Here is a 14,014-nt window from a genome sequence, read left to right on the forward strand (position 1 = left end):
CCTTTAATATTATTCTAATTCGTTAATCTTGCTATTCTAATATGACATTGTACAGAAACTGTATCTGATAATTTAATGACTCCTGTACTAGTATTTGTAAGTGTCAATATAGTTATATTTTCTACCATTACTATTGAACTTCCACATAATTGTGCTGATAAAGAAGACGGAACTGTTGAAGTTACAATTTTATTTTTCGTTGCCTTTAATGATACTGAGATTTCTCCAAGTGTTGTTTCTCCTCCAACTACTACTGACCAATCTACTAAATATACTCCTGGCATATTTAACGTAAAAGAGCCTCCATTCCTCACTATCCCTGAAAATGGAATAACGGTTGTATCAAATGGAATTATTCCATTTACTGAAATTTCCTGTCCTTTTTGAAATTGTGCTTGAGCAACCATTCCACCCAAATTTACATATTGTACTGCTGACCATATCCGTCCCTGTTCTCCCGTAGGCCCTATTTGCTCTTGTTCTACCACTCTTTCTGTTGTTCTCCCTATTAGTCCTTGTCCCCTCTTTACTTCTTCCGATTCTATTAGCCCCTGTTCTTCTGTTTCCCATATTACTTCTTGTTTATCTGTTACTTCTGTTTCCTCTATTGGCTCTTTTGAATCTATCTCACCTTTAGATTCTCTTATAAATGTATATTTCTTCTTATTATTACAACAAATTTTAATAAAAGCTTTATTTTTATATTTCTTATTTATTAAAATAGCAACATTTAACGTATTTATTGAAAATTCTATTGTTAATTTTGTTTTTCCATATAACTGCCATTCTTTAATCATTTTTGATATATCTAATTCTATTAACTCATAGTCATGGCATATATTAAAAGATATTATTTTTTCAGAGAGAACATACATAACATTGGAATTAAGCTCATCCTGTGAATTTTCTCTTTTACCTATAATTTTAATACTAAGTTCTACATGTTCGTCTTCATCTGTATTTTCATCTGTATTTTCATCTGTGTTTTTATCTGACTTCATATTATATTTATTTATTTTTTTTATATAGAAATTAAAACTGATCTTCCGTATAAATAAATCCATAAAATCCTCTGGATATATATCAAATGTAAATATTCCACTATATTTATGAATTATATTCGTCTCTTGTATAAGTCCTACTAAAATATAATCTAATCCATCAATTCTCTTATAATCGTTAAGTGATGATACTTCAAAAGTATCTCCCCGTATAGATATTCTCCGTATAATCATTTAAAGCATCCTTTTTATTCATCAACATTATATAATATCCATTTATTATTCTGTGTGTTAATTAAATAGTAAATAAAAGAGCATCATAAAATGATGCTCTAAACCCTAAATATATAAAGCTGTTATTTATATTACTAAATTTAACCTTTTGAATATGGTTCTATATGAATATTTATCTCTTTAATATAAGGTAATTCTGATATTATGAGCTTTTCTAATTTATGAGAAATTTCATGAGCACTACATAATGTTTTATTGTGATCAATTAATATACTCATATCAATATATGCATAGGATCCATGCTTTCTTGATTTTATACTACTAATACCTTTTATATCACTATAGTTATTTGCAATTGAATTTATAAGTTTTAGATCTTTAGGATTAATAGATGTATCCATTAATTCATTACAAGATGTTTTGAATATATCAACACCTACTTTTACTACTACTAAAGCTACTGTAATTGAAGCAATAGGATCAAGTATCTTAAAACCTAAAATTGCACCTCCAATTCCTATAAAGGCTGCTACTGATGATAATGCATCAGACCTATGATGCCAAGCATCTGCCTTTAAAGACGGTGAATTTATTTTCTTAGCTACTTTTATTGTTATTCGATACTGGTATTCTTTTACTAGTATCGATATTACTGATACTATAAGTGGCAAAATAGTTGGAGTACTTAGACCACTAGGATTAAACAAAGCTTTTATCCCTTGTATTCCTATATCTAAAGCTATAATTATTAAAACTGCAGATAGTATAAATGCTACTATAGTCTCAGCTTTCTCATGTCCATATTGATGTTCAACATCTTTAGGCTTTCTAGATATTTTATTTCCAATTAATACTCCTACTGAGGTTACTATGTCGGACGCAGAATGTAAACCATCTGCTATTATTGCATTAGATTTTCCTATTACACCTGCAAAAATTTTTATTATTGTTAGAAATATATTTAGCACTATAGAAATTACTGTTACCTTATTAGATTCATTATACCTTTTTTCCATAAGACTTACTCCTTTATTATCAACTGATAATATATTGTATGCTAAAATACTATATTTTGCCATAATTTAATCTATAATTAATAATTATCAATTGATAAAGCAAATCATTTATTATAAAAAAAAGAGTATCATTTAGATACTCTTTAAACTTATATATTTTTCTTTTTATTTCTTTTATAATTCATGTCATATAATAATATCTGTTTATTCTTACTATTGAATCTCTCCATAAAAACTTTTATATATTGGCACTCTTCATCAATCTAAGAATATTTAATATAGCTTCTTCATCAATACTATTTCTATTCATCTCTGAAACTGTACATATATTTGTTATACCTGTAAGTCTCTCAATTACTTTTTTATTATCCTTATGTATTATATCATCTTCATCATATCCATTTAGTATTATCCCTTTAACTTCTATTCCAATGCTCTTTAAATGATTTACAGTAAGTATTGTATGATTTATAGTTCCAAGACCAGCTCTTGCAACTAATATAGTAGATAATCCTAAGTCTTTTATAATATCCTCTAGAAGTATTATTTCGTCTCCTTCCATTTTTATTGGACAAATAATCCCTCCACTACCTTCTACTACTAAAAACTCATATTTCTCCATCATATTTTCATAATCGGATATAATTTTCTGTAAGTTTATATCAACCTCTTCAACATGTGCTGCTAAATGTGGTGAATATGGATTTTTTAATGTATATGAAATCATATTGCTATACTCCTCTTTAAGACCAGACATTTCACAAACTTCCTGTGCATCTCCAGGTATTAACTCACCATCTTTTTCTATAGCTCCACTTAATGCCCCTTTAAAATATCCTGCATTAATTCCATAATCTCTTAATGCTTTTACTAACAGTGAGGAAATAAACGTCTTTCCTACTTCTGTATCTGTTCCTGTTACAAATATTCCACTTTTCATTATCTTCACCTTCAATTCTACTATTTGTTAAAGCCATATATTTGCTATAAGTAAATTATTAATCTAATCTTCTATACTACTAAATTACTTTATAAATTCTAAATTTACTTACTCTAAATTCTATACCTATTTTACCTTTTATAATAGTCTATCATCATTTTGAGTAATTTTCTATAATTCAATTCTTTTTCATAAAATTAACTCCATTATGAAATATTTGTTTTATACTCATATAATATAATTCTCATAAAATATCAAAATAAAATTTAACTTACTTTTTATTGTTTTTATTTCTTCGTACTATGTTTCTTCTATTATTACTGTCTATTTAAAATTAATAGCTAAGCATTAAAATGCTTAGCTATTAATAATTTATTTATATTAAACAATATTTACTATTCAAATTCTTCTATTCTTTCCATCATTTTTCTATAACGAAATCTTGCCATCTCATTTAATTTCTTAACCTCTTCCTCATTACCTACAAATTGACATCTTAAGCAATAATATTCATCCTTTTCTTTCTCGTAAAACATATCAATATCTAAATCTCTCATAAAACATGATGGACACCTATAATTTAATTTACCTTTTCCAGCTTGAGACATGTAATCAACTCCTCATTGTTTTTTATTTCTTTACTTAGTCCAATTGTAAACATTGGTGAGAAAGCATATCCTTCTTTTATATATCCTTTAACATCGCAATTTAAAGCCTTTAATGATATCTTAGTATCTACCTGTGGAACAATAGCTTCTACTAATTTTAAATTATTTATCTCCTCTTCTCGACATTTATATCCATAAGTAATTTCCTTTTCCTCTTCATCATTTCTACATCTTAATGTAATTCCAAGCATATCTTCTGGATATTCCGTCGTTCCGTAGCATGCAGTCATATATTCATTTATTTGAACTTTAGCATCCTCAATACTTGATTTTGTAATCTTACGTGATACTACTATTTCTCCAGTATCCTCTGCAAATGTAAATTCTGAAATAAGTTCTATTGTTAATTTATTAAATTTAATTTCTACTGGATTAAGAGTTAAAATTCTATTCTTTCCCTTTTGTGAAAATTTAGCCTTTGTACGACATAAACATAAATCAACTTCTTCTCCATCATAAGTTAACTTACAACTTCTTATTGTTCCTTCTCCGGCATAATGTGTAAAATAACCTGCACGGTACATTGCTTGTATTAAGTAAGGATATGATGCATCTTGTACATGTTTTGTTCCAATTCCAACTGGACGCTCTAATTTTGCAACATATGGTCTTAAATCAATTAATGCTCCACCTTGATTCATATCTATACATGTACGCATATATGGATCACTGTACCAGAATAATTGTTTTTCTGAACCATAAAGAATATCCTTCCATAATGCACATTCTGGCTCAGTATAAGTTTTATTCTCCCTATACCACTTTGCAAACTCAGTCATTGTCATTTCTGTAAGTTCTCCTTCATCTCTAAGTTTTGCATAATATGCCATACCATCGCGATAACTTTTTTCTAATAATTCATATGGAGCTTCCCATCGTCCCATCTTATTCATCCATCCAGGACCTACAAACATCATATTATAAGAATATCCATTGTTATATTTTTTAAGAGATCTATATTGATCTATTAAATTGTACAGATATGGATATTCACCATCTTTATAAATCATACCTCTTAAAACATTTTGTGGGTGAGTCCCAAAATTTGATCCATTTCCATCAAAACAAGCAAGTAAATCTCTTGAAAGGTGAGGAATTGCAACTATTCCGCTATCCTCATACTCATTAGCTGCTGGTGCATGAGTATTAGCTTTTGATGGAATCCATGGATTCCATGGACCTCCATCAAATAGTGTATACCAAGAATTATTACATGTTCTATACGCCTTTGGACCTTCTTCCCAACATGTTGCAACAGCACACTTTACAGTAGGATATTTACTTTTAATGTAATTAGTTAATTCAGCATCCATGTAATATGATCCTGTTGATTCCGGATAAAAACCAAATACTTCATAAAATTTACTAAATACATCATTTACTATTGAGATTTTATCCTCCATTGAAAACATCCAAATACAAAAATCTTTAGTTTTATATTTATCACGGAACTCTTTGCATGGAAGCCCTAGCAATGTAAGTGATATTTCATCTCCATACTTTTCATGATGCTCCTTTGCAAGATTTATAGCCTCTTCATTAAATAAACTTGCATAAGTCATTTGAATTGTTGTCTTAAATCCATTTTCGTGAGCAATTTCCTGCTGAAGCTTAAATATATCAAGGGATTCGGTAATTAAACTCTCTCTAGTAATATCCTCTTCTTTTCCTTGATCAGTTATTTTTTGTGAATACTCAGGAACCATTTCCGGCCTGTGTACTATATTTAATATAAATTTGTCCATAAATATCCTCCAATATAAATTCTTTTATCTTATAACTCTTTTCTTGTATACAATAACTCCACCTACTAAAGCAATAATTCCAATAGTTATAAGTAAAATTGGATTTCTTCCTGTTGAAGGTAAATTATTTTTATCACTATCATCTTCTAAATCACTATTACTTTCATTTGAATTATTATCACTATTTACATCATTATTGTTACTACTATCTTCTTTATTAAGAACTAAACCTTTAATTGCTAGTTCTAATTTTTCTATTGCATTATCCACCTCTTCTTGAGTTGCATTTTCATTATTTAATACATCTTCTCCCTTAGATAAAGCATCTTTAAACTTCTTAAAGCTTTCTTCTGTATACTTTTTTTCATCTTTATCTTTATTTTTTTCTATTAATTCTTTAAGAGCATCTTTATTTACTACTGGCTTTTCGTCAGTTGGCTTTTCTATTAAACCTTTAATTGTTAATTCTAATTCTTCTATTGCATTATCTACCTCTTCTTGGGTTGCATTTTCTTTGTTTAATACATTTTCTCCCTTAGATAAGGCATCTTTGAACTTCTTAAAGCTTTCTTCTGTATACTTTTCTTCATTTTTATCTTTATTTTTTTCTATTAGTTCTTTAAGAGCATCCTTATTTACTACTGGTTTTTCTTCTTCATAAAAACTACTAATATCCAATTTATCTAGACTTCCTGATTTTTTTTCATCTGAATAAAATTTAATCTTATTAATTCCTTCTTTAACTGCAATCTCAATTTCTTTTTTGGAAATTCCCAATGTCTTATCGAAATTTACAGAATTTTTATCCCCATCATTAACCTTATAATCCATTTTGAAGTTTTCTTTTCCTTCATAATAGATATTTGCTTTATATCTACCACTTTTATTAGCATCTATTGAAAGTGTAACTGAGTTGTTTTCTCCATCAGAAATTCCTGACAACCATCTACCATTTGATGCCGCTTCCTCTACTAAAATTTTAGAAGTACCTGTAAAAGTATTCATATATGATTCGAACTCTAAAGTTTTATTTTTTGTACTAATTGTATCTCCTTCTAAAATTATTCCAGCTATTCCATTTGCTCCAATTGAATCAATTGTGACTTCAACAGAGCCATCCTTATTTACTTTTAAGGTGTCTTCTACTGGTTTAATATTTATTGATGAGCTAGTTGTCATTGAATAAACCTTTGCCTTTATATTTGCTCCACTTTTAAAAGGTAAATTATTCATTTTAACTGTTATATTTCCATACTCTTCATTTGAATAATTTGTTAAGAAGGCAATAGGATTCCCTGCTATATTTATAGCTCCTATTCCATCACTTATTTTACTATTCTTAACTTTTGTAGATTTGACTTTAAAATCCCCATCTCCAAGTCCTAATTTTTTTGATAGTAGATTCCATGTTTTAGTAAATGTTGCAAGAGTAGGTGAACCATTATTCCATGCATAAACTCCCTTTCCTCTTTCAACCCATCCTTTACTTGCTTCATAGTCGTCCATAGGAACATCACTTGGATAGCATGTATAATATCCTCCACCTGAATAACCATCAATCATCATATCAATTAAATTTCTTCCGTGATATGACATACTTTTAGCTCCAGTGTGATACTCATGAGGTTGTCCTGTACTTGCATTATATTCATTTAAAAATATAGGCATTTCTTTCCCTGTTTTATCTCTAAGCCAATATTTAAGATTTCTACTATTAGCTCCTTCATTTGATGTATCTTGATTTGCAGGTCTTGATCCATATTTATGAATAGATACAAATTCTACTCTATCATGCCAATTTTCATATTCTTTTGAAAATAAGGTTCCAAGAACTCCATATTCTCCGCCCCAGCTATCATCTGATCCTCCACCTAATTTCATTGTTGGTTTTGCATTAGGATCTCCTGTAAGCTCTATTTCTGCTTCATACATAGCATCAATTGCTTGATACATTGTATCTGCTGCAATTAAGTTAACTTTATTACTTGATGGATATGGGGTTCCATCTGGTCTAAGTTGATTTCCTCCTTGTGGAATATACCAATGTGGCTCGTTTAACAATTCATAATAATCAGCATATGGCTTTAGCATTTTATATACCTTTTTAACTATATCTCTAAATATTTCCCAATCCTTTGGAGCACTATTACAAGCTTTCTCTGTATGCGGTGCACCTGGAAGTGGATATCCTGATGCTAACCATTCAGGAATTTGGAATGTCATTACCATAACATCAAATCCCATTTCCTTAGCTTTTTTAACCCAACTCATAAGCCTATCAGTATTCCAATTCTCAGGATTTGACATTCCATTTAAATAGTTTCCATTATTTCTATAATACTCCATATCTTTTTTATAACCTTCAACTGAGAATTGACGTTTAACACCATCTGGTCCTTCAACATAATAGTAATCGGCTTCAACATAGCTTGGTTGGCCTGGTTTAATATCTGAGTTACTAGCCCAATCTGTATTTGGAGTTTTAGTCCAAATTGGTAATATTTCCTGAAGACGAGCATCTGCTCTCATAAATTTAACGCCCATATCATCTCTTAACATTTCCCAGACCTTTGAATGATCTCCAATATCATCATCCTTTTTATTAATACTTGGATAATGAGTTACTCCAAATATATCTTTAGAACCTTCTGCTATTGTGTTTCCATAATCAATATTTATACTTCCACCATCAATTGGTTTAACAACAGTAATTGAAGAAGTAGCCTCATAACCACCATCTACAGATTTCGCAGTTATTATTGCATTTCCGCTTTCTGAAATTGCTTTTATAGTTATTTTATTTCCATTTTCTTTTTCAATTTTTACTACATTTGAATTAGAGGTTGTCCAGACTACATCTTTAGTTTCTGCATTTTCTGGACTTATAGTTGCTTCAATAACTGCCTCTTCATCCTTTTTCATTGTTATATTCTTTGGATTAACTGCTATACTTGCAACTGCATTTTTTACAACTAATTTAAATGAATTAGAAATATCATTGTTTCCTTGAATATTGGCAGTAATTACTGATTCTCCAGTCTTAATTGGTGTTAGTAATCCTGAATTACTTACAGCTACAACATCCGGATTACTTGATGTATATTCTAATTTATTTGATGTGCCTGAGTTTTCTGGGAATATTCTGCCATCTACAGTAAAGTCTTTACGCTCTAATGGAAGAATATACCTCATATTACCCCCACTTCCCTCTGTTCCTAGTTTATCAAGATTTTGAAAACCAATTGATAGCTTTATATCTTTAGGAACTAGTACTAATTTATCAGCATTTAATTCACCAGAATCGGTCCAAAATTTAATAGTATTATTATTTCCTGCATTTAAATTAATATCAAATTCTACAGGTTTACTTAAACTTCCATTACTTCCATCTATAATCTTAGATTCGTTACCATTTACAGAAACATTAATCCTTGAATTCTTTCCTAATATATAAAGTAATGCTCTATAAGTTCCATCTCCATCTGCCTGAACTTTTCTTAAAGTAACAAAGTTATCTACTCCATTAAAATTTTTTACAATTCTATTAAATGAAGCTTCTGTCTTCCATGTAATTTCAGTATTTCCTCCAAAATGATTATCTTGACTTTCAAATTCATATATTGTTTGTGCAGGCAATTCTTTATGTCTTCCATTCTTAACAATGATACCTGTTGCACCGTTTGATGGAATAGATGGAATAGTTGCATTTAATATACCATTTACAACCTTTCCAGCTACCTTTACATATGGAGAATTTACATCTTTCCCTGCACTTGCAACATAACATTCAAGCTCTACATCTCCATCTTCATATGGAATATTTTTAAGCTCTAAAGTAATATTTCTCTTCTCATCACTAAAGTTTGTTGCTAATATAACTGGTTCTCCTGAACTATTTATCATAGCTATTGAATCATCTACAATCCAGTTACTTCCCATATCTGTGGAAACAACTTTAAAATCCCCACTCCCTAACTTAAGCTTATTTGAAAGTAAATTCCAAGCTTTTGCAAAAGGATTCAATATAACATCGCCATTTTCATTTACTTTATATGTGTAACTTGAAGGAGATTGCTTATTTGATGTAGTACTATTAAATAAAATTCCACTCCAGCCATCTCTCATCCCTTTAAATAAAGCTGATGCCTGTTGCTTTATTCCTACATTTTCAGTTATGTTCTCATCTGGGGTATTTGAGTTTTTGGAAACAGTTGTCCAACCTGTCATATAAATAGGTAAATCTGCATTTTCAGACCATCTTCTAATACTTTTCCTTCCTTCTTTAAATTCACCAAAATAATCTTTTTCACTTGAATTAACGTTTACATCATATGCTCTAACAGATACATATTGGATCAAACTTTTATCCTTTTCATTCTTATATTCATTTAAAAGATTTTCTATTTTTCCAAGTCTAGAATCATTTTTGCTAGTAAGTACATATCCAGGTCCACCAATTTTATAGTTAGCACTTACAGACCTAACTGCTTTTGCTGTTTTAAAATAAACATCAACAAAATCATTGCTACTTAATGCTGAATCTGGAACTATTTCTACAAATTTTATTATGTCCTTATAGTCATTTGCTTCATTTAAAAATTCTTTAATCATAGATGTATATTTGCCTTCATCATCAATTTTTTTATCATTATTTAAATCTAACCATGATGGTAAATTAATGAATTCCAGCATAACATCCATTCCTGCCCCCTTAGCTCTTGTTAACTGTCCAGATGCTACATGTAAATATTCTTCTTTTACATTTGTATCAATTTCACCATTATCATTTGGATATAGTCTTGCTAAATCTACAGGCACTTTTATTAACTTAACACCCATTTCGTTATTCATTAAGGACCATGCTAATTGTTCATTAGGATTCGGTATTCCAGACCCTCCAAATAAATACTTACTTCCAGTTCCAATACTGGTGTTATAATCTACAATAATTTGAGCTTTGTCTTTACTTGATGTTAAAACTTTAGCCTCAACTACCATACTAGATAACATTCCAACAGCTATTGCAGAAGATATAATTCTTTTAAAATTTCCTTTTAAAATTTTCATTTCTACCTCCTAAATTATTCTATTAAATTTTAGTCTTTAACTGATCCAGCTATCATTCCATCTACTATATACTTTTGAGCAAATACATATATAACTAATATAGGTAATATAGTTAATATAATGAATGCACAAACATAATTCCACTTATATGTCATATATCCAACGAAATTATATATGCTCATAGGAAGAGTATTCTTCGCTGCATCTGTAATGAAGTATAATGAAATTTGAAAATCATTCCAAACTCCCATGAATATTATTATTATATTTGTAAATGTAGCTGGTTTTAAAAGGGGGAATATTACTTTAAAGAACATTTTGATAGGTGAACATCCGTCAAGCATAGCAGCTTCATCTAAAGTTTTAGGTATACTTTTCATGAATCCTGAGTAAAGCATAATACTTAAAGGTAATTTGACAGCTACATGAATAAGTATTACAGCTGCATAACTTCCACTTAATCCAAGCGCTTTAACAATTGCTACTTCTGGAATTAATGCTATTGGTGCTATTAATCCTATTAAAAAATAATTTGATGTTAATTTTGCTATTTTATCGGTTCTTCTCGATATAACAAATGCTGCTGCAGATCCTATTAAAACTGTTATTAATACAGTGCTTCCTGTTATAAATATACTATTTATAAATGCTCTTATAAGTTTTCCTTCTTTAATTACATATGGGTAATTTTCAAACATGAACTTCTCAGGTAAACTTAGCCCTACAACTGCTGACTCTGGAACTGTTTTAAATGAATTTAGTAAAACTAAGTATAATGGCATTATTACTACAACTGCCATAGCACAACATAGTGCATATATCACTACTTTATTTCCAATTTTTCTATTCTTTTTTGAAATTGCCATTATTGATACTCCCTTCGTCTAAGAGTTTTAAGTAAAGGTGTAATAACAAGTAATATAAGAAGTAATTGCACAACATTTATTGCTGATGCATATCCCATAGTTCCTGTTCTCATTGCATCATAAGATAATTTACTAATAACTTGTGTTGCTCCATTTGGCCCCCCATTTGTCATAGACATTATAATATCAAATACATTAAATCCTCCTATAACACATAGTGTTATTGTAGTATTTATTGTTGGTCTTAAAAGTGGGAATGTAATTTCCTTAAACCTCTGAAATCTTGTAGCTCCATCAATACGAGCTGCTTCATAAAGTTCAGAAGGTATTGATTGCAATCCAGCTAAAATAATAGCAACATTAAATCCTACCCATATCCATGATTCTACTCCTGCAACAGAAAATAAAGCTATATTTGGATCTCCAAGCCAATTCATAGCAAGAGACTCTAGTCCTATTCCTCGCAGAATTATGTTTAATACCCCTGTATCGGGTTGTAATATAAAGCTAAATACATATCCGATTACTAATGTACCTATTGTACAAGGTAAAAATGAAACTGCTCTGAAAAAATTTCTTCCTTTAAACTTATTATTTAGAAGTATCGCTATTAAAAGTCCAAGTGAAACTTTAACTATTGTAGTTATAATTGCAAAAATAACCACATTCCAAAGTGCTGGCATAAAGCTTGTTGATGTAAATAAGTCCTTAAAATTTTCTAACCCTACAAACTGTGGATTGCTAAAATTATATATATTCCAATTTGTAAAAGAAAATATAAATCCACCTACTATTGATCCTATATAAAATATAGTGAAAATAATTAATGCTGGTATCATTAAATACAAAGGATAATATTTTTTTTCTAATTTGCCCATTTATTACTCTCCTTTATAATTTCGCCAGCTAAAAACCCTTAGCTGGCGAAAGAATTTATTATTTACTGAATCCTTCAAGTCCTAATTGTTTACCTACTTTCACCATTTCATCGCTCCAAATTTTTGCACTTTCGTCAGGTGATTTTTGTCCTAATAATACAGAAAGTAATGCACTTTCAGCTTCAGGTGAAGGCATAATTACGTAAGTTTGATTATAATGTTTTTGACTCATACCCTTATCAAAATAAACTTGTGAATCTGATAATGTACCACTTAACTTATCATTGCTTATGTTCTTCCAAACTGATGTACAACCTTTTTTCTCTAAATCATATTTAATAGCGTCTTCTGATGCCATATATTTAACAAAATCCTTAGCAGTATCTATTTCTTTACTCTTATTTGAAATATACACTCCACCAGGACCAGCTGCAGCTAAATAGCTCTTTCCATCCTTTGTTGGAGCAGCAAACATACCAATATTATCCTTTGCCTTAGGTTCAGTTTTTGCATACTCTGGATCTGCCCAGTCACCCATATACATCATAGCTGCTTGACCTGATCCAATTGCCTTTTGTGCCATTTCGTAGCTAGTTGTTGATAAATCTTTATTTAAATATCCTTTATCAACCCATCCTTTCATTCTTTCAAATAAGTTTACAAACTCTGGAACCTCATCCCATCTTATTTCATTTTTATTTAATTTATCAAGTATATCTGGATTCTTAGCTAATATATTTGGCCATTCTGCATTTATTATTTGATTTACAGTCCATCCATCTTTCATTGATATCATTAAAGGCGCAATTCCTTTAGCTTTTAACGTTTCGCATACAGCTTCAAATTCATCAAATGTTTTTGGAATCTCTATGTTATTGTTCTTAAATACCTCTTTGTTATAAACTATTCCAAAAGAATTAACTCCTCCATTTGGAAAACAGTAAATTTTATTATCTACTGTAACAAACTCTTTACCTATATCACTTAAATTATTAACCCACTCATCTCCTGATAAATCAACTAAATTTTCAGCATGTTTGTACTTATCTGCTTGGGTTCCAATATCCCCTATAAACAAGTCCCACATACCTCCAGATGCCATTTTTGTAAGCATTAATTGTTCAAATTGATTATCATCAATAGCTTGTATTTCTAATTTATTTCCTGTTTTCTCTTCCCACTTTTCTTTATGATATTCTATGTTTGAAACTTCAACTTGAGTTGCTTTCATCCCAATTGTTATGGTCTTTCCTCCCTTTGAAACATCGTTTGATGCAGTCTCACTTCCACCACTACAAGATACCATTGATAATGATACTAGCCCTGCTGTAAGTGCTGTAATACCGTGTTTAAATATTTTTCTCATTTTAATACCCCCATTTGTATTTTCGCATTTAATTGTTTACATTCTCATTATATTAATCTAATTAAGATTATTAAATGTATTTTTCTACTTATCTTGTATGTATTTTTTTTACATTCTTATTGATTTATATTACAAAGCATATTAAAATAATGTAGAAGTATAAAAATTCCATAAAATCACATTATATAAAATTTAATTAGATATGTACTAATACTTTAAAACCCTTTAGAAAA

The 14,014-nt window shown here is 29.6% G+C and carries 9 protein-coding genes; all 9 read right to left on the bottom strand.

Annotated elements, in window-relative coordinates; translation table 11 throughout:
- Nucleotides 1-14: 14 nt before the first annotated feature.
- A complete protein-coding gene (locus JOC62_RS15055) occupies nucleotides 15-1,235 on the bottom strand; it encodes a hypothetical protein (RefSeq protein ID WP_204596107.1) in 1,221 nt (406 codons plus the stop codon).
- 140 nt (nucleotides 1,236-1,375) lie between these two features.
- Entirely contained in the window at nucleotides 1,376-2,251 is an 876-nt protein-coding gene (locus tag JOC62_RS15060) for a cation diffusion facilitator family transporter (RefSeq protein ID WP_204596108.1), read from the bottom strand.
- A gap of 238 nt (nucleotides 2,252-2,489) precedes the next feature.
- The gene (bioD, locus tag JOC62_RS15065; protein WP_204596109.1) at nucleotides 2,490-3,191 is read right to left on the bottom strand and encodes a dethiobiotin synthase; all 702 of its coding nucleotides are present in this window, start codon (nucleotides 3,189-3,191) and stop codon (nucleotides 2,490-2,492) included.
- A gap of 395 nt (nucleotides 3,192-3,586) precedes the next feature.
- Nucleotides 3,587-3,799 (bottom strand): hypothetical protein, encoded by a 213-nt coding sequence (locus tag JOC62_RS15070; protein ID WP_204596110.1) that lies wholly within the window; start codon nucleotides 3,797-3,799, stop codon nucleotides 3,587-3,589.
- Nucleotides 3,772-5,604 carry a hypothetical protein gene (locus tag JOC62_RS15075; RefSeq protein WP_204596111.1) on the bottom strand — a complete coding sequence of 611 codons (1,833 nt, stop codon included), beginning with the start codon at nucleotides 5,602-5,604 and terminating at the stop codon, nucleotides 3,772-3,774. Before JOC62_RS15075 ends, JOC62_RS15070 begins: the two co-directional genes overlap by 28 nt.
- Before the next feature lie 24 nt (nucleotides 5,605-5,628).
- Entirely contained in the window at nucleotides 5,629-10,671 is a 5,043-nt protein-coding gene (locus JOC62_RS15080) for an Ig-like domain-containing protein (protein WP_204596112.1), read from the bottom strand.
- A 29-nt stretch (nucleotides 10,672-10,700) separates the two neighbouring features.
- Nucleotides 10,701-11,537 (bottom strand): carbohydrate ABC transporter permease, encoded by an 837-nt coding sequence (locus tag JOC62_RS15085; RefSeq protein ID WP_204596113.1) that lies wholly within the window; start codon nucleotides 11,535-11,537, stop codon nucleotides 10,701-10,703.
- Nucleotides 11,537-12,415 (bottom strand): carbohydrate ABC transporter permease, encoded by an 879-nt coding sequence (locus JOC62_RS15090; RefSeq protein WP_204596114.1) that lies wholly within the window; start codon nucleotides 12,413-12,415, stop codon nucleotides 11,537-11,539. The genes JOC62_RS15085 and JOC62_RS15090 overlap by 1 nt, the downstream gene beginning before the upstream one ends.
- 58 nt (nucleotides 12,416-12,473) lie before the next feature.
- A complete protein-coding gene (locus JOC62_RS15095) occupies nucleotides 12,474-13,781 on the bottom strand; it encodes an ABC transporter substrate-binding protein (RefSeq protein WP_204596115.1) in 1,308 nt (435 codons plus the stop codon).
- Nucleotides 13,782-14,014: the final 233 nt, after the last annotated feature.

It is taken from the genome of Clostridium sardiniense, assembly GCF_016907995.1.
Lineage (GTDB): Bacteria > Bacillota > Clostridia > Clostridiales > Clostridiaceae > Clostridium > Clostridium sardiniense.